Annotated in this window: 17 protein-coding genes; 5 read left to right on the forward strand and 12 right to left on the reverse strand. The window is 39.9% G+C overall.

Annotated features, from left to right (window positions below; translation table 11 throughout):
• Positions 1-33 precede the first annotated feature (33 nt).
• From BUA60_RS18995 to BUA60_RS19005, 3 genes are all read right to left on the reverse strand, one after another.
• Positions 34-1311, reverse strand: coding sequence for a tetratricopeptide repeat protein (locus BUA60_RS18995; RefSeq protein ID WP_072864519.1), 1278 nt, complete (start codon positions 1309-1311; stop codon positions 34-36).
• A gap of 246 nt (positions 1312-1557) precedes the next feature.
• Positions 1558-2325 carry a DUF4331 family protein gene (locus BUA60_RS19000; RefSeq protein WP_072864521.1) on the reverse strand — a complete coding sequence of 256 codons (768 nt, stop codon included), beginning with the start codon at positions 2323-2325 and terminating at the stop codon, positions 1558-1560.
• Positions 2326-2351: 26 nt separating this feature from the next.
• Entirely contained in the window at positions 2352-3032 is a 681-nt protein-coding gene (locus tag BUA60_RS19005) for a DUF4331 family protein (RefSeq protein ID WP_072864522.1), read from the reverse strand.
• A gap of 175 nt (positions 3033-3207) precedes the next feature.
• Here BUA60_RS19005 and BUA60_RS19010 point away from each other — a divergent pair, with 175 nt between their 5' ends.
• Complete coding sequence (locus BUA60_RS19010; protein ID WP_072864524.1) at positions 3208-4395, forward strand: LETM1-related biofilm-associated protein; 1188 nt, start codon at positions 3208-3210, stop codon at positions 4393-4395.
• Positions 4396-4486: 91 nt separating this feature from the next.
• Here BUA60_RS19010 and BUA60_RS19015 read toward each other — a convergent pair whose 3' ends face one another.
• The 9 genes from BUA60_RS19015 to BUA60_RS19055 all read right to left on the reverse strand — a co-directional run bounded on the left by BUA60_RS19015 (position 4487) and on the right by BUA60_RS19055 (position 14264).
• Complete coding sequence (locus BUA60_RS19015; RefSeq protein WP_072864526.1) at positions 4487-5242, reverse strand: LytR/AlgR family response regulator transcription factor; 756 nt, start codon at positions 5240-5242, stop codon at positions 4487-4489.
• 46 nt (positions 5243-5288) lie between these two features.
• On the reverse strand, positions 5289-5612 hold the full coding sequence (locus BUA60_RS19020) for a 2TM domain-containing protein (RefSeq protein WP_072864527.1): 324 nt from the start codon (positions 5610-5612) through the stop codon (positions 5289-5291).
• Positions 5612-5950 carry a 2TM domain-containing protein gene (locus tag BUA60_RS19025; protein WP_072864529.1) on the reverse strand — a complete coding sequence of 113 codons (339 nt, stop codon included), beginning with the start codon at positions 5948-5950 and terminating at the stop codon, positions 5612-5614. The genes BUA60_RS19020 and BUA60_RS19025 overlap by 1 nt, the downstream gene beginning before the upstream one ends.
• Positions 5941-6243 (reverse strand): 2TM domain-containing protein, encoded by a 303-nt coding sequence (locus BUA60_RS19030; protein ID WP_072864531.1) that lies wholly within the window; start codon positions 6241-6243, stop codon positions 5941-5943. The genes BUA60_RS19025 and BUA60_RS19030 overlap by 10 nt, the downstream gene beginning before the upstream one ends.
• Positions 6244-6333: 90 nt before the next feature.
• Positions 6334-7671, reverse strand: coding sequence for a 2TM domain-containing protein (locus BUA60_RS19035; RefSeq protein ID WP_072864532.1), 1338 nt, complete (start codon positions 7669-7671; stop codon positions 6334-6336).
• A 40-nt stretch (positions 7672-7711) separates the two neighbouring features.
• Positions 7712-7978: a hypothetical protein gene (locus BUA60_RS19040; protein ID WP_072864533.1), complete on the reverse strand. Its 267-nt coding sequence runs from the start codon at positions 7976-7978 to the stop codon at positions 7712-7714.
• Between the two features lie 691 nt (positions 7979-8669).
• Positions 8670-9803, reverse strand: coding sequence for a Gfo/Idh/MocA family oxidoreductase (locus BUA60_RS19045; protein ID WP_072864534.1), 1134 nt, complete (start codon positions 9801-9803; stop codon positions 8670-8672).
• A 13-nt stretch (positions 9804-9816) separates the two neighbouring features.
• Positions 9817-10674, reverse strand: coding sequence for a sugar phosphate isomerase/epimerase family protein (locus tag BUA60_RS19050; RefSeq protein ID WP_072864535.1), 858 nt, complete (start codon positions 10672-10674; stop codon positions 9817-9819).
• An 83-nt stretch (positions 10675-10757) separates the two neighbouring features.
• Positions 10758-14264 carry a PVC-type heme-binding CxxCH protein gene (locus tag BUA60_RS19055; protein ID WP_072864537.1) on the reverse strand — a complete coding sequence of 1169 codons (3507 nt, stop codon included), beginning with the start codon at positions 14262-14264 and terminating at the stop codon, positions 10758-10760.
• 195 nt (positions 14265-14459) lie between these two features.
• Between BUA60_RS19055 and BUA60_RS19060 the strand changes: the two genes are divergently transcribed.
• The 4 genes from BUA60_RS19060 (at position 14460) to BUA60_RS19075 (ending at position 19275) form a co-directional block, all read left to right on the forward strand.
• Positions 14460-15326 carry an AraC family transcriptional regulator gene (locus BUA60_RS19060; RefSeq protein WP_072864539.1) on the forward strand — a complete coding sequence of 289 codons (867 nt, stop codon included), beginning with the start codon at positions 14460-14462 and terminating at the stop codon, positions 15324-15326.
• A 72-nt stretch (positions 15327-15398) separates the two neighbouring features.
• Complete coding sequence (locus tag BUA60_RS19065; RefSeq protein ID WP_072864540.1) at positions 15399-16955, forward strand: NAD(P)/FAD-dependent oxidoreductase; 1557 nt, start codon at positions 15399-15401, stop codon at positions 16953-16955.
• A 71-nt stretch (positions 16956-17026) separates the two neighbouring features.
• Positions 17027-18301, forward strand: a complete 1275-nt coding sequence (locus BUA60_RS19070) for a DEAD/DEAH box helicase (protein WP_072864542.1) — start codon at positions 17027-17029, stop codon at positions 18299-18301.
• Positions 18302-18432: 131 nt separating this feature from the next.
• Positions 18433-19275, forward strand: a complete 843-nt coding sequence (locus tag BUA60_RS19075) for an endonuclease/exonuclease/phosphatase family protein (protein WP_072864544.1) — start codon at positions 18433-18435, stop codon at positions 19273-19275.
• The last annotated feature ends 24 nt before the right edge of the window (positions 19276-19299 follow it).

Here is a 19299-nt window from a genome sequence, read left to right on the forward strand (position 1 = left end):
ATAAAGTGTATGGTTCAATCCAATTTCCCGTATTTACAGATTCAAAATTTTACTTTCCATAGAAGGACCAAGTTCATAGATCGCACCCAATAATTCCTCCTTTATTTCCGCAAGTTTGGAATACTCCCCAGTGGCCTTATAAATCTCCGCGGTACGATAAAGTATTGTTGGTTCAAAGGTTTTGCCCTCAATATACTTTCTAACAATCTCTAGGGCCTTCTCATTTTCATCAAGTTTAAAATAACTATAGGCCAAAAGATGATAGGATTCCGGTGTAGGCCTATTGTCCACTTCAATTTCTGCCACCTTCAGGGCCTTATGGAACTGTTCCGTTAGTTCCAAATACATGCCTGCATTGTAAACATTGTACATAGCGCCATAACTAGGATTGTCTACGGCTATGGCGTAGGTGTCCAAATTATGAGTCAATTGCAAGGTGTCCCCCATATAATTCGCTATCTCGGCCTTCAACAGGAAATAGTCCGGAGACCTGTAATTTTTGGTAATGGAATCCAAAATACGCAATGCCTCTTCTGGATTTTTTTCATATGAAAAGACAATCCAAGCAATTCCTTTCTTGGCATAAGCGTTTTGGGGATCCAATTTCAGTGATTTTAAGTAGTGTTCATATGAATCCTGTATTCTTCCGGCATGACCATAGTAATCCGCCAAATTGGTATAGGACCACAACATTAAGGAGGAATTTTTTGAAGATTCGGCATTTTCCTTTGCCTTCTCCATAAAATTAATGGCTGTTTCCAAATCTCCTTTGTGATCGTTCCATTTGGCCAATCGAATCAAATAATCAAAATCGGACATATTCTTTATACTATCCAGATATTGTTCGGCATCTACATAATTACCCAGTTCCATATGGACATCAAAAAGTAATTTCTGCGACTCGATAACCCCACTGCCAATACTCCTGGACGAATTGGCAAGTTCCAATGCCTCCTTGAAGCGATGTTGTGAAATATAGTTGCGGGCCAAAGCCCTCTGATATCCAGATTTTCCGATGGCTGCGATATCAACCGCTTTTTTCAGGGCTTTTTCAGCCATTTTAAGTTGAGAAATATCTCCAGTCTCCTGAAAATATCTACTATATTCCCCAGCAACGATTCCAAAACTCATAAGCTGCATGCTATCTGGCTTGATCATGGAATTCCATTGTTCAAAATATTTAGATGTTTTCTTGGATTCTACATCACTGAGAAAAATATTATAATCCTGGATGTCCGTAATTTTCTCCGGGGACTCTTGCGAGCAGGATACCACCATAAGCAGTACCATTAATAGAAGTGTATATTTCATAGTTGCAGGTTTAAATTTCTAATTGATGATTTTTAAACAAGGGAGAACTATTACCGTCCTCCCCTATCCTCCTTTTCATCTGCTTAAATTTTATTGTTTATTTTTCAATCAGACCTGCCCGACTTCTTCATTCCCGTCCGTATCGGAACGGGCGGACAGGCAGTTGCAATTCGCCATTAAATGTTTCGTCCACCTAATTATAGCGCGCTGTCAAAAATTATCATGGCCAAGTTCATAGATAAAAGCCTATTCCGGATTGCCCACATAGGGAAAACTTGCAGAGACAGTAGCTGTTAAGGCAACACCGTCCGAAGTTAACCTAGGGGTGTCCGGGCTACCATCCATATTTTTATCGGACCCGTCAAAACGATCTCCTTCAGCCCCACCAAACAATAGTATTAAGGACACATCAATAACATCGTCTGTCAACTTTCTACCAGTTAAAGCAACCTCATCCCCGTCCGGAACCAATATCCTTCCATCGTTGTCAAAATCTGTTCTCGGATCAAAATAAGTGGTGGGCAAATTGGGAGAAATCTCCAATACATCTGCCGCCAAGTACGTCGTAAGGGTAGCGGCATCCAGTCCCAAAATATTATTCTCATAATTAAGGGCGGCAGGGTCAATTCCCAAAAGATCGGCATACACGTCATAATATTGCTCCAATCGAGCTTCATAACCTGCTTGGAAAGTAGCTGCCATTTCAGAAGGAATAGTCCTGTTATGTGCATCTTTTACACTGAGCTGGCCCTCCATGTCAAAACCGAAAACCGTGTTTATACCAGGTCTCCCCATATGGTCTACTTGTGTATAGTTGCCAGAAAAATCCACTGCCGTTATACAAGGTTCACAGGAACCACCACAATCAACTCCAGTTTCACTTCCATTCATAATTCCATCATCACAAGTGGCCATAGCTATTGGATCCATCATGTCGTCATCATTATTACAGGAAGTCATCATAGCCAATCCTAAGATTGGCAGTAACGCAAATTTTATTGTATTTAGTTTCATAATTATAATTTTAATTAGTTAAATGATTATTGTTTTTTGTTTGTTGTAACCCAAGTCTTATAAACCCCCAACCCCAATGCATTCTGGCCAGTAGGCACTCCCAATAAGGAGTTTGGCACCTCTACTACAATAGACATGGTGTTTTTACCTTCAAAGGTATCCACTGCCTCATCCGCTGATTTAAATCCACCTGGCGCCATTCCGCCGATAACGGCATTAAACTGAAAGAAATCGAAGAAAAATGAATCCTGCCTAGGCCCGGCAAATAATGTTGCCCCATTCGCAGTTGATGCCTTAATGGCCGTTGTCCCGGAAATTTCAACACTTCCTAAAGGCGAGTTTACCATAACTTGACTGTCCAATCCAGTATTTGTTGGCTTTACAGGTCCAAAAAAATACATTTTACCATCTTTAGGTATGGCCTGGATTACCAAGTCCTCTACCAAATCCCCATCCGTATCGATATTGATTTCGGTTAAAACCATTTCATCAAAGCTTCCATAAGCCAAATCCGGTAGTACATTGGACTGCAGGTCCACCACAAAAACTGTATTATCCGATCCTTCGGAAGGTTCGAATCCGTAAAAATCCGCAATATCCGCTGAAGTGCCCATGGAGGACGGAGCGTCTATGTGATCTGCCGCTACCAAAATAGCGCCTGCTACCCCTAGCAAGCCAATTCCAAATAATAATTTTGTCTTTTTCATAATAAGTTATTTTTAGATTAAAATCATCCTTACCTACGGAGGTTCAATTCCAAGGGTTTGGTTTTAATTGTTAATATTATGTTAATGCATCAATAGCGCCATCCACCAAAAAAAAGACCCATTAAGAATGTAGTCCCATATTTTAATTTAATTTTACCCTCTAAAATTTGGATCTATGAATCCTTCGGCCTCTGGTTGGATAGATAAATTTGGGTATCTTGTTAAGGACAATAATGATTACTTTGACTCCTTCAAAGATTTATATTCCCTTCTAAAAAGTACCGGCTTTGTTTATGGGATCAACTTGGATATCCCTCCTTTTATCATAAAGGAGGTTCCCTTGTCCGAAGATGAAAAAGCAAAGATCAATTTAATAACCGCCCTCTATTTCACCTATAAGCTTAAACACAAGGAATCCAATTTTGAAGCCTTTTTGGGATACATCTTTATGTTTTATAAAGACTTGGGAATTAACAGAATTTCCTTTTTAAACAAATTCCTGACAGGAAAGAAAACATCTTCCAAACTGGAAAACCTATTAAATTCCAGGATATATCTGGAGGACAACGTTATCAGCAAGACCTTCAATAACATCATAACCAATTCACTGCTTTTTATAGATGTTCTTAGTTTTAAAAGATATCTTGAAGGTGAAACATCCATAAAAGAGTATGCCCAACGGCTGGAACATATTACCATAAATATTACATATCACACCTTAAATTCTAAAGAGAAAAACAAGAGTGACGAAAGATTGGCGCAACTTTTTGCCTCCTCTCTGACCTTTATTGAAAGTGTAAAAGAGGATTTTGATGGCTCCTATAGAAATGAACTGGTCAACAAATATTCCACTTTGGAAAACAGATATTTTTTGGATGTGGCATGCTTGACGGTATGGGAAGATCAGTCATTGGATTATACTGAATCGGAATTTATTTTTGGCTTGGGAACGGACCTTGGTTTTGACCAAAATGATATAGCAAAATCGCTACACGATGTTACCGGATTTTTTCAATTAAATGTCGACAAAATACCCCATCTAAAAGATCATAATTTGGCTGTCCAATTTTATGATAGCATGTCCAAAATAGTAAACAAACTGATTCTAAGAAACAGCAAACGTCTACAAAAAGAACTTTCGGAAAGTAAGGAATTGGTCACCTTATTATCAAAATCAACAGTCAGGGATCTTAGCCCCGAAGAGAAGAAAAAAGTACAAAATCACCTAGTGGATATTTTTAAAAGTATCCCTTCGTTGGCAATTTTCATTCTCCCAGGAGGGGCAGTTCTTTTGCCAATATTCATTAAATTAATTCCTAAATTACTACCTTCCTCTTTTGACGATAACAGGGTTGAAGAATAGCCCCAAATTACCCCAAAACACTACTATAAGAAAAACCTATAGTGATTTTATTTTAAACTTAAAATATTAAAAATCAATATATTAACCAACATTACTCCAACCACAACTTAAAGTCCTTTACCCTTTCCCTACTAACTATTATTTCCTGACCATTAAAGCGGTTTAATTTGATTTCCAACCTAGAATTGGTATAGGAAACAATGTCTTTTATATGGCTTATGTTCACGTAGAATTTTCTGCTCACCCTGAAAAAGGAGTTAGGGTGAAGTTCCGATTCCAAGTTTTCCAAAGTAAGGTCCAGCAGGTAATTTCTTCCATCAGTAGTAGAAGCATAGGTGCCTTTGTTCTCACTGTAAAAACATTCTATCTCTTCCGCATTAATAATTTTTAGATGCTGACCTACACTCACTGTAAACCTCTTTTTGTATTCCCGCTCCAATGGGTTTACCAACAACTTTTTTATATCCTCGAAATCGAGCGATAATTTCTGTTTTTCAGGCCTAAAAACAAGGTACTTTTTTACGGCATTTTCCAACTCCTCCCCATCAATAGGTTTTAACAAATAGTCTATACTATTCAACTTAAATGCCTGCAAGGCATATTCATCATATGCCGTGGTAAAAATTACCGAACTTTGAATATCCACAGCCTCAAAAATCTCAAACGACAAACCGTCCGAAAGTTGAATATCCAAAAAAATCAAGTCTGGATGTTTATTATCCCGAAACCATTCAATGGCCTCCTCAACAGAATGTAGCATAATGGAAACCTCTACCTTTAAATTGGTCAATAATCGCCCTAATCTTCTGGCGGCAGGCTTTTCATCTTCAATTATAATTGCGTTCATTATAGTGGTTAATTGGTTTTTAGTTTATGGTACGATTCCCCTATTCTTATTCCTCTGTGTATTTTCGCAATTGCTTTTCCTCCCATTTTTTAATGAACCCGGGTTTCAATTTCAAAAAATAAATCCCGGCCACCAAAAGGACTACCCCCCAAACAATAGGAATAAAGACCATATTCCATTCCATCCAATTCAAAAACCCTTGATCCTCCACTCCATTATCTACAAAGAAACTCACGATCCTCCCTTTAAAAACAAAAAGAAGCACATTCATAACCAAGTAAACAGCAATATGTGCATAAAAATTCTTAAGTATATCCACTCGCTTTTTAGCCCTAATATATCTCTCCAAATTACCCTTATCCATTGCCATTATTTATATTTTTCAGCTTCACGTTTTTCTTTCTCCATATACTTGCGGATCTGCCTTTCTTCCCATTCCTTGTTGAAAAATGGATTATAAGAAAACACCTTTAAACCATGAAACAGGAGCCCGATACCCCAGAATAACCACACTGCCAAAGTCCCAAAGTCCCAAAATGCCTCCAAAAAGGACTCCCCATTGCCTAAATTTTCCAAAATCATAACTACAGTAACAAACACATTAACAGCCAGATACACCACAAGGTGAACATAAAACCCCTTTAACTCCGCCACCTGTTTTTTGGCGCGCTCCAATTTATTTTCCTTATCGTAATCCATTATTTCCATCTGTCCCTCCTTTCTTCCTCCTGCATATACTCCTTAATTTTCCGTTCTTCCCAGTTCTTTCCAAAGAAAGGGTTTAAACCAAATACTTTTACGGCATGAAACACCAGGCCAATCCCCCAACCAAAGGCCGCCCATAGGAACCACGGGTATCGCCATTGGTTGGTCCAGTAATTTAAGGCCGCCAAAAACCCTATGAAAACAAAATAGGACATTAGGCTCGTATAGAACTTCTTAATGGCACCAACCCTTTCTTTGGCCCTGAAATATTTGTTTTCCTTATCTATATTTTCCATGATTTAAATTTTATTCAAAATTCGGTAACAGCATATAGTTTTTCAAAAATAAACTTCTGAATTGTTGAATTTACAGGATGTACCGTAACCCTAAAAGTTCTCATCATCCATATACTTTTGAATTTTCCGTTCTTCCCAGTTTCTACCTAAGAACGGATTATAACCAAAAACCTCCATAGCATGAAGGGCCACACCAAACCCCCATCCAACGGCAGGAAAAAGCACCCAGGGAAAACTAGTGGTTTTATAGTTGAGTATAGCCAAGATGGGCAATACCACACAATATGATATCAGATTACCGTAAAACCCCTTTATAGCCTCTACCTGCTCTTTAGCTTTTTGATATCGTTTGTCCTCCAAAAACACTTCATGTGTTTCCATAACTCCAATCCGCTCCCTGAGTATCGGGAGTTTTACCGTAAATTCGGTAGCAGATTTTCCGATCTGAACATCTTTATTGGATAACATTTGGTATCGTTCCTGAATATTCCTGAGTCCAACCCCACTGGTTTTTTTAACCACCTGTTTCTCCTGAAGATTATTGGATACACAAAGCATACCCTCCTCTTCATATACTTTTATCCGCAAAGGCCTTAGAACGGTTGCCACGTTATGCTTTACAGCGTTTTCCAATAGGAGCTGAAGGGACAAGGGTACAATTTTCGCCTCCGCATCATTGCCTTTTTCGGGAATATCGAAAATTATACTATCCTCAAACCTCATTTTTAACAACCGCACATAAGTTTCCGCAAAGGCTAGCTCCTCATCCACGGTTACCAAGTCTTTGTTCTTTTGCTCCAGGACATATCGATATACTTTAGAAAGCGAAGTTGTGAATTTTTGCGCTTGCAAGGGATCTTCCTCGATTAAACTGGTAAGCACGTTTAAACTGTTAAACAAAAAATGTGGATCCAACTGATTCTTAAGGGCATCAAACTTGGCAGAGGCAGTACCTGCAATTATTTTCTGCTCCTTTACCTTGTTCTCCTGCCTATGTTTAAAGTACCAAGCCAAATAAAAAATTGCAGAAATAAGAATAGCCAATAAGAGAGAGACTTTGTAATGTCCCAAATTCTCATTTACCACAAAAACAGAGAAGGGCAAATCCTCAATCCCCATCTTCACAATTAAACGGGAGAAAAATATCCCTATCAAAGAGAAGACTATATTACCTGAAATTCCAAGCAATAAACGTTTCCCCCTATACATCTGTTGCCCATATTTAACTATAAGGAACTGAATCCAGTACGCATTCACCATATAAAGGATTACAGCAAAAATCATGTTGGTATAGTACTCTTCCAAAGCCCTTTGAAAACTAAAGCCACCATCAAATTCTCCCATAAAAAAGAATACAGCAAGAAACACAAAATATAGCAAGGTGCCTATAAACAGTGCATTTCCTAAATGTCTAATAAATCGTATCATTCGGCATTATTTACATCCATTATTTCACAAGCCCCAAAACTCACTTTATGGGCATCGTAACAATAGAAAGCTCCTGGTTTAAAGTTACTAAAAAGTTCCATGACGGCTCAAGTTCCGATGGAAGACAGCTTAAGGGATTTACACGATAAAAATATGCCTCCTTACCCACTACTTTAGCATATTCATTTTTCCCACTGTATTGATTTAAAGGAGTTAAGATTTGGTTACTTACCAATTTACTTTGATCACATCCTGCAGCCATTTCGTTGACCACTGTTGCTAGAATTATCAATATTACCTTATGCATAGCTTAATTTTATGTAATGTATTCATTGCACAAATGTGGCTCAAATAAAAAAGGCCGGGAAATTGGATCTACCGAACTGTAGATTTCACGGGATGAACTGGAAAGGAAATAACCATAAATAGAAAAGAGGACGCACCCCTACGTCCTCTTTTAAAATTTCAAAAAATAGTTTCTTTTAAAGAAAAGTATTTTTCAAGTCTTAACTTATGAATTATAAAGTTAAAGTTTATTCCCTTAGAAATGGTTTCTTTTTGAAAAAAAATTAACTCAAACCCTAAATCTGAATTTACCTTTATCTGGATTATCACTTATAACGGAGAAATTACTGCCACCAAATAGAGTCTTCCACCCATTAATGGACAACTATTGAACGGATGTCAACATGACAATGCAAACTGATACAGCTTTGGGGTTTTTGTTCCAGGAGAGATGAATATCCTTAAAATAAAAAAGAGGACGCACCCCTACGTCCTCTTTTAAAAGTTAAAAAATAGGCTTTTTACCAAATAACTTATTTTTTAAGTCTTACTTATGAATGTTAAATTTAGGGAATATTTTCAAATAAATAACGCTTTTTTTGAAAAAAAATTAACCCAAATCATTATTCCCGTTCAAATAAAACCCACTAAATCCTTCCAAATACACTTAAAATATCACTTTACATTTTATCACATAGAATGTTTTAAATAAACTATTTATCCAACAATGTGAACTCGGGAATCTTAATCAACTCCCCTCCTTTAAGGGCAGACTCATGCGCTAAAATTCCCACGCAGGTAATATTGGCAGATTGTTTTGCATTGGGATATGGCGCCTTATTCTGAATCAGTGCATTTACAAATTCGTGCACCAAATGTGGATGCGAGCCCCCATGACCAGCCCCCTGTGTAAATGAAAGATGTTGATGCTCTTCCGAATCATACACGCCCTGGGTTGTAAAGTGTTGTATTTCTTTGGGCAATAATTTTGCGAAATCCGGGCTTTCCACTTCCTCTGGAATCTCTGGCTCCGGTTTTTTGGCAGTATGCAACACCAATGGCTTCCCCTCAATAAGGGGCCACTCTACCGATTTCTTTGAACCATACACTTCAAAACTTTCCCTGTACTGCCTTGCCACATCAAAAAGTGAACGATAGACCTGTGCGCTTAAATCTGAATTCCGAAATTTAATATGTGTGGTCTCCACCGCATACGGCGAGTTGTAATGAGGAATCAACTCCTCCCGTATGGTTCCGGACCCAAAACAAGACACGTACTCCGCCTCGCTGCGCAAAAGGCCTAGAACAGGTCCTACACAGTGTGTAGCATAATGCATTGGAGGCAAACCGGGCCAATAATTTGGCCAACCGTCCATATCCTGCTGATGGCTCGCTTTTAAAAACTGTACCTTACCTAGCTCACCTTTCTCATACAACTCCTTCATATACAAAAATTCCCTAGCATATACCACGGTCTCCATCATCATATAGGTTAGGCCTGTTTCCTCCGTTAGGCGTACTATTTCCTTACATTCCTCCACTGTAGTGGCCATAGGCACCGTACAGGCCACGTGCTTTCCTGCTTTTAGGGCCTTGATAGACTGTATGCCGTGGTCTGGAATAGGTGTGTTGATATGAACTGCGTCTATTTCCGGATCCAGCAATAATTCATCGTAGGAAGTATATCTTTTTTCAATATCGAACGCATCGGCCAACGCCTTCAATTTATCAGGATTTCTTTGTGATATAGCCACCAAATTGGCGTTTGGATGCTTTTGGTAGATAGGAATGAATTCAGCTCCAAATCCCAATCCTACAATAGCGATATTTACTTTCTTAGTGCTCATCTTAAACTATTTTTTATTTAAACGTTCTTTTTAAAAACTCAATTCCCTGGGAGGCAAATTCGTCCTGACTCTTTGCCAAGTTTTTCCAGATACATACTGCCCCTGCCAACTCCTTGATCTCTGGAGTAAAACTTTCTATGACTATCGCCCCTTTATACCCAATAGCTTTTAATCCCTCTGCAAAATCGACCCAAGGGGTTAGACCAGTCCCCGGAATACCCCTGTGGTTTTCCGAAACCTGCACATGCAACAACCTATCCCCCACAATCTTTATGGCTTGGGATAAGTTACTCTCCTCAATGGTCATATGAAAACCATCAAGTAATACTTTAGCATTACTACAATTAACATCTCTAATAAAACGCATTACATCTTCAGCAGTGTTGATCATGTCCGACTCAAAACGATTTAGCGGTTCCAGAGCAATGGACAATCCATGGTCTTTAGCCATAGCACATACTTTGCCTATATTGGTCACAGCCAGATCCCATTCCTTTTTTCGATCTTCCAAAGGAAGCATTCTTGCTTTGCCTACTGCGGCATACATGGGTCCGGCCAAAAAATCCACTTCCCACAGATTACACAGCTGGAAACATTTTTCTATGTAGTTGAAGCAATTTTGATGCACCGCACTATCCTCATGGGTCAAATCCTTGGTAGGCCCGAATGCTCCACAAACAACAGCCTCCAATCCATTATCTTCAAGAGCTTGCCTTACCAATTGCCCATTGATCAATTCGGGATCTTCCACTGGAATTTCCACTAAATCATACCCCATGCCTTTAATTTTCGGAAACAAGGCAATGGATTGGGTATTGAAAGGTGACTCCCAAAGCCAGGTGCTTACTCCGTATTTTACATTATCAGTCATTATATAATTATTGCTTTAAGTAAAATGTTACAATATCTTATTTTACAATTTTTTATGCTCATACATTTTAGTGATTTTCTAATTTATTTTGCCTTGACTACCTTCATAACCCCTTGCATAATTCGCCAATGGCCGGGAAAGGTGCAGATAAAAGGATAATCTCCTGGTTCTTCGGGAGCTATAAATTTTAAGACAACCTTTTCTTCAGGGTTAATAATGGCTGTGGCAAAAAGCACTTCAGGCATTTCAGGAACATAATTTTTCTCTGCCCCATTGGGATCCATGGCCAATTTATCGGCGGCCATCCCCACTTTTTCCTTTTCACCTACCTTGGTAATGACCAGGTTGTGCTGCATAAAATCTGTGTTCTCAAATACAAGTTCAACGGGTTTTCCTGTTTCTACGACAAACTCCGTGATATCATATTTCATCTCGTTTTTAATGGTCTTGATATTAATGGTCACAGCACTCGAACTGCTGCCCGAGGTACTGTCCGCGCCCACATCCACCTCGTTAATATACGTTTCTACCAATAGCTGAGCCAAGGGTTTATCCGCAAAAGCGCTTTTGGCACTATTGGAGTAGTCCAATTCCACTTCGTATCTCCAATCCCCTGCCAACGAAACACTATATTGGCCTGTCTTTAAAAACATTTGTTCTTTTTTACCCCAGATCCCTCCGCCACCGCCAGTATCCTCTACCCGGACGGCTATAGAATTTTTGCCTTCTTTCAATATCCCTGATGGAATTTGATACACCCTATTGGCCTGATAATCCTTCTCGGTTGCCCCTACCAGCTCACCATTAACATAAACCTTGTCGGAATCATCTATGGGCCCTAGAGAAATAGTACCCGACTTGGCAGCTACATCTGAAGGCAGGTTAAGATTTCTGCGAAACCAAACTATACCATCCATCTGCAATCCTGCATCTTCTATAAATTGGGGAAGAAGCATGGTTTTCCATTGCGAATCATCAAGTCCAACTGCCTGCCTTTGATTTTTTTCGGTCGATCCCATTTTAAAATTGGGGTTGGCAGACTGGAAAGCGGTGATAAATCCTTTATGGTGCTTACTCCCTGCAGCATAAAGTGCCTTTGCCAACCAATCGTCGGCCAACACTTGTTCATTCCTACTCAATTCGAACAATTGTTGCCCTACTTCCTCCTTAGGCTCCCTTTCGGAAAAATAGATAAGTGCCGCCAATTGCACACCCGGATCGTTGTCCATGAGCACATTGGCCTCCAACAAAAGTGCATCCAAAGAGTCGCTTTTAGGCAATATTTGGATGGCAGCCTTTCTAACCGCAGCGGAGGGATGCTTTACAGCTGTTTTAACCACCTCCATGGCTTCTGAATTTGAAGAAACAACCCCAAGTCCATCAAGAGTCCATAAGGCATGCAAAGCGCCCGGATTAAGCCCCAAAGCATCCACTTTGGTATTGCTGACCAACTTTATTAGCTCCGGTACAACATTCGTATTTCCATTTTCAACCAATAAGCGCTGGGCGGTCATACGCCAAAACATATTGTCGTTATACAGTGCTTTCAACAAAGCTTTAGAATCCTCGCGGTCCAAAGTCAGCTTTCGATAATCCGCCGCATCCTTGGGCACAATTCGCCAAATACGACCCTTGGATTTATCGCGAAGTGGATTTTCATAGGCATTCCCCAGTCCGTTTACTGCATCATAGCCCCCTCTGTCTATATTGGGCGTGGGATTATGTTGAATAATAAAATTATACCAATCCAATACCCAAACAGCGCCGTCTGGCCCCACTTTTGCCTCAACGGGGGAAAACCATTCATCCGAACTGGCCATTAAATTGCCACCATCCTTTTCCAAATACCCTGCACCATCCGTTTCAATTTTGGCAATATGCACTACTCCTCCCGTGGGTTCGCACACAAAAGCATACTTGTTCCAATATTTTTCAGGATAGGTTCGTGCCGTATAAAAATGGTGGCCGGCTGCGGCGGTAAAACCCCCAAAAACATCGACCTGCCTAATATTTTGGGTTATGGGCAACATTGCGTAATGACCATCTATTTTTGAACTCCCTTTTAATGAAATGCCTTTCACATCCTTCAAGTTCTTATTGGGGATGCCCATAAACACACTATGGGTATTGTTTGCTGTGGAAGCAAAAATGGAATTATCCTCGGTAATCCCCAATCCCCAGGTATTGTTACTGGTATTGGTCAAAAATTCAAAATTGCCAAAGTTGCTATTGAAACGATATATTCCTTGGCCAAAATCGAAGTTTTCACCCGAAATATTTCCTTTAAATCCTGAATAACCCACTACACCATAGATATTGTTGTCTATACCACGCTGAAGGTTGGAAGGCCCGGCATGGGTATCAAAAACTCCCCATCCATCCATTACAACTTCCTTTATATCTGCCTTGTCATCACCGTCGGAATCCTTTAAGAACAAGAAATAAGGTGCCTGTGAAACCAATATTCCCCCATTGACAAAAGTAAAACTGGTAGGTATATTTAAGTTTTCTGCGAATACGGTAAACTTGTCCGCTTTACCATCCCCATCGGTGTCTTCACATATTTTTATTCTGTCGTCTCCCGAGCCTTTATCGTCCCGCACTGTATTGGGATAATCAACGGTCTCTATTACCCATAGCCTACCTTTTTCATCCCAATTCATAGCTATAGGGTTAATAATATTGGGTTCCGAAGCAAACAGCTCCAACTTAAACCCACTTGGGACCTGGATTAATTTCGCCGATTCATTTGGAGTTAAAGGCAATTGATATTTTGGTGCGGGATCCCTTTTCTCGTAATTCGGGATATTGGCCATCTCCTTGTACTCCAAGGTTGGTATGTCTTTAGAAAATTCTGCCCAGTTCTTTTTAACTTGGTCGTCTACCGCCCATAGAATTCCCTCTTTGATCAGGTTTTGAAATCCAGGTTTACTCCATGTTCTTTCATCATGTCCATAGGCGGTATAGAACACTTTGCCCTTACCAAATTGCTTTACCCATGTCCAAGGTTCATGATGCTCCCCTTCCACCCTTTCCATCAAAACAGTGATATCATTAGCCAATTTATCATGCACATAGGTTTCATCCCAGGTAGAGAATTCCTTAATATTTTGCATGATGGGGTGCGACTTATCAACTATTTTAGCCGTAAAAGTATCCGTACCGTGCGTTTTAAATTGTCCACCTACAAGATCCACATATTCTTCGGACTCGTTAAAACAAAAACTGGCACAATGAATTGGTAAAAATGCATGTCCGGCCGCAACATAATCCAGCAATGCCTTTTCCTGTTCAGGAAACCTATTTTCATGATTGGCGTAAATTATTACCCCATCATAAAGAGCCAAATTCTCTGGATTAAGGTCTTCCACTTCTTCCGTATAAGTGATGTTTATACCACTTTGGGTTAAGGCAGAGGCCAAAATAGGCATATATACCCGAGAATTATGGTGCTCTAGGGCATGTCCCAAAAATAGCATCTCAATTCGTCTGGGTTGATCGTCCTTCTTTTTCCTTTCAGAAGGACCACAACTTACCAAGGTTGAAAGCACAATAAGTAAACAAACAAAACTAGCCTGTATGGTTTTCATGATTTAGTTGTATTTAAGTTTAACAATTATAACAATTAATAAAGCACAAAGAATCCTCGATGTTATCTACAATTGACTGTATTATATCATTGATTATGATTTTTACCTATATTTATTGACAAATAATTACAATCCTAAGGATACATATCCAAGATTGACAACTGTATTTTTGGAGAATAAAACCCTTGCCCATTAGTGAAATCCGCATTACAAAAATCGCCCATTCCCAACTCCCACGCCTTTGTTGCCAAATTGTTGCGTCAACCTAATTTTGACCCTATTTGGCATTTCCATCCGGAATATCAACTATTTATGGTATTAAAAGGTAGTGGTACCCGATTTATTGGTGACCATGTAAAGCATTTTAAGGAAGGGGATATCACCTTTACAGGGCCAAATTTACCCCATATGTGGCGCAGTGACAATGAAGGGTACGCTGTTGAGGAAAATTTATGGTCCGAGGGAATCGTAGTTTACTTTCACGACGATTTTATTGGCAAAAGTTTATTGCAAAAGGAAGAAATGATCAAGCTAAGGCAATTGTTCCAAAAGAGCTTGCGAGGCCTGGATGTAACGGGTAGAACAGCTGACACCATTCGCAGCATGATCAACAACCTTTTACATCTTGAAGGCATGGAGAGTGTTCTTGAGCTTTTCAAAATTCTAAACTGCCTTGCCAACACCACTGAAAGCACTGTACTGGCCAGTCCGGGCTATACCAACTCTTTAAAGGAGGGGGATACGGAAAGGATGAACAATGTACACGCCTATGTTATGAAGAATTTCAAAAACAAAATAGAATTGGGCACGGTGGCCTCTTTGGCCAATATGACCCCTACCTCCTTTAGCAGATACTTTAAGATCCATGCGAACAAGACCTTTTCTGAATTTTTAAGTGAAATTAGAATTGGATACGCCTGCAAATTACTGATTGAAGATAAAATGAATATTGGTCAGGCCTGCTACGAAAGCGGTTTTCAAACACTGTCCAATTTCAACAAACAGTTCAAGGCAATTACCAATAGAACCCCGTTGTCCTACAAAAAGGAGTATAGCTCCTAAACAAACCAAGAACACACAGACGAGTCCTATTTTTTGGACAAATAATTACTTTAATTAAAGTAATTTTGCGCTATGGTAAGAAACATTCAGCTCAGGACCACTTTATTGGAAGAATCGGTAGACGATATCCTAAGAAAGAAAGCTTCAAAATATTTAGGAATTCCCATGGAGGAAATTTCTGCGGTAAACGTACTTAGGAAATCGATCGATGCCCGTAAATCCACCATTTACTTTAATTATAAGGTTTCGGTCTACATCAATGAACCCGCTCCCAAAAACAAGGAGTACAAGTTTGATTACAAGGATGTTTCCAAAGCCAAGAAAATACACATTATTGGTTTTGGACCCGCCGGGATGTATGCCGCTCTGCGCTGTATAGAATTGGGATATAGGCCCATAGTACTTGAAAGGGGCAAAAATGTAAAAGACCGTAGACGGGACCTAAAAGCCATCAATAGGGATCATATAGTAAATGAGGACTCCAATTATTGCTTTGGAGAAGGAGGTGCCGGTACCTATTCCGATGGCAAGCTGTACACCCGAAGCCTTAAAAGAGGGGATGTACGGAGAATTTTTGAAAATTTGGTCTTTCACGGTGCAACAGAACAAATCCTTATAGACGCCCATCCCCATATTGGCACTAACAAATTGCCCAAGCTGGTTCAAAACATAAGGGAAACCATTATAAAATATGGTGGTGAAATACACTTTCAAACCAAGGTGGTCGATTTTACCATTGTCAATAACGCCATAAAAGCCATTGTTCTGCAAGATGGTTCCGAAATGCAAGCGGAAAGGGTTATTTTGGCAACAGGGCATTCCGCCCGCGATATCTATTACTTGCTGAACAACAAAAATATTGCCTTACAAGCCAAGTCATTTGCCATGGGCGTCCGGGTAGAACACCCTCAACATATTATAGATAGTATTCAGTACCACTGTAAAGGGCAACGAAATGAATTGCTGCCTGCCGCCTCCTACAGTCTGGTGGAACAGGTGAAGGACAGGGGTGTATACTCGTTCTGTATGTGTCCGGGAGGATTTATAGTTCCTGCGGCAACCGCACCGGGAGAAGTGGTGGTCAACGGTATGTCGCCTTCCAAAAGAAATAACCTTTTTGCCAATTCCGGTATTGTAGTTGAAATAAATGTAGATCTCGATATTCACAAATACGAGCAGCATGGCGCATTGAAGGGCTTGGAATACCAAAAGGATTTGGAGCGATTGGCTTTTACTTCAGGTGGGCGCACACAAACTGCACCTGCTCAGCGACTTACCGATTTCGTGGAAGGTAAACTGTCCAACGACCTTAACCCTACCTCGTATCAGCCGGGATTGAAATCTGCTCCTCTGCATTCGCTTTTACCCAAACTGATTGGTAGTAGGCTACGTTCGGGTTTTACCGCCTTTGGTGAAAAAATGAAAGGTTACTACACTGCAGAGGCCAATGTTGTGGGCGTAGAATCAAGGACCTCCTCCCCTGTAAATATTCCAAGAAATGAAAATTTGGAACATCCGGAAATAAAAGGACTTTTTCCCTGCGGGGAAGGCGGTGGTTATGCTGGGGGCATTGTATCGGCAGCGATGGACGGGGAACGCTGCGCAGAGGCCGCTGTTGCTGGATTCTAAGGTCTATTTTTTTGATTTAAACGTTTTATCCAAACTAATCCCCTACCTTTGCCGCATATTTTACATACTACATGACATTCAAAGAATTAGGTATTATAGAGCCTATCCTTAAGGCACTAACGGCCGAAGGCTATACAACTCCAACCCCGATACAAGAAAAGTCCATACCCATATTACTAAAAGGAAAGGATCTATTGGGTTGCGCACAAACAGGAACCGGCAAAACAGCAGCGTTTTCCATACCCATCATACAACAATTGGTGATGGACAGGGAAGCCAATCCGCAACAACGAAAAATAAGAACCCTGGTAGTGACTCCAACAAGGGAGTTGGCCATACAGATAGGGGAAAATTTCACCTCTTATTCCCGATTCACAGGAATAAAAAACACCGTTATTTTCGGTGGTATTAAACAAGGAAGACAAACAGACGCCCTAAGAAAGGGTGTTGATGTCCTTATTGCCACTCCCGGAAGGTTATTGGATTTAATGAACCAAGGCTTTATTTCCTTAAAGGACATTAAATACGCCGTATTGGACGAGGCAGACCAAATGTTGGACATGGGCTTTATCCACGATATTAAAAAGATAATTGCCAAACTGCCGGAAAATCGCCAATCCCTTTTCTTTTCCGCTACCATGCCACCTGCCATAGTGGAACTTTCAAAGAAAATATTGGGAGATTTTGAACGCGTTACCATAAAACCTCAACAAGCAACAGCGGAAAAAGTAGAACAGGGCGTTTATTTTGTTACCAAAAAAAACAAACCCAACCTACTGATCCACTTATTGGAAAAAGATCCAAATGATTCCGCCCTTGTTTTTTCACGTACCAAACACGGTGCCAATAAGATTGTAAAACAATTGGCCAAAGCAGATATAAAGGCCGATGCCATACATGGCAATAAATCACAGAATGCACGTCAAAAAGCTCTTGGCGATTTTAAGGATGGGGAATTAAAGGTCCTAATCGCAACAGATATAGCCGCCAGAGGAATCGATGTTGAAGAACTTTCCTTGGTGATTAATTATGACCTGCCCAACGTACCGGAAACTTATGTACACCGAATAGGCAGAACAGGAAGGGCAAGTGCCAGTGGGGTTGCGCTATCATTTTGTGATGCGGAAGAGCGACCTTACCTAAAGGATATTCAAAAATTAATTAACCAGCAGGTACCCGTTATTGCGGACCACCCTTATGTGGATGATGGATCGGAAGAGATACCCTTGGTAGAGAAAAAGCATCACAACAATAGGCAAAAACCAAGGACAGGACATTCCAATCCTAGAGGCGGACGAAATAACAACCGTAACAGAAACAGAAATAATAGGCCAAAAAGGGATTGATATTAAAATATCAGTCCCCTTTTTTCTTTTATTTCGGTGATATATACTCAAAAGGATTAGCAGGTATTTAAAAAATTCAGGATATTTATTCTTTTAAAGGATTTACTCTAAAAGTTAAAGATAAACATCTAATGAAAAGCGTATTCACCTCCTTCTTAATGGGTTTGGGCATATTTTTAATTCCCAATACCTCATTGTCCCAAGCTACCAATCTTATCAGTTTTAACATTAGGTACGATAATACTTCTGATACGATCAATAATTGGAATAAACGCAAGGCATCTTTGGCCAAACTAATTCAGCACTATGATGCCGATATAATAGGTATTCAGGAAGGCCTTCACCACCAAGTGGATTATTTGAATAATGCCCTCATTGGATATTCCTATGTGGGAGTTGGTCGGGACGACGGTCAACAAAAGGGAGAGTACTCGGCCATTTTCTATAATACCGATTCTTTTAAAGTATTAAAAACGAATACTTTTTGGTTATCTGAAACCCCGGAAAAAGTATCGGTGGGTTGGGATGCCTCTATGGAGAGGATCTGCACCTATGCCTTGTTTGAAAATGTAAGGACTAAAAGACAATTCTATGTTTTTAATACACATTTCGACCATAGGGGAATGCAGGCCAGGATAAACTCTGCCGAACTCATTTATAAAAAAATTAAAGAAATAAACACCTCCGACCTTCCCGTATTCCTAATGGGGGATCTAAATTTGACTCCAGACACCCAGCCTATTCAATTCTTAAAAAAGTACTTAACGGATGCTATGGAAATATCGAAAAAACCTTTCTATGGGCCCACAGGGACTTTTAATGGATTTGATCAGGACAGGGTCATGGAAAACAGAATAGACTATATCTTTGTAAATAATATTGAGGTCCTTTCCTATACGCATATAGATGACAGAATGCCCAATAATATGCATATTTCGGACCATTTACCGGTTTTAATAACAGTTAAGGATTAAATCGGGTTTAGAGCATTTAACCAC

This window comes from Arenibacter palladensis (assembly GCF_900129275.1).
Lineage (GTDB): Bacteria > Bacteroidota > Bacteroidia > Flavobacteriales > Flavobacteriaceae > Arenibacter > Arenibacter palladensis.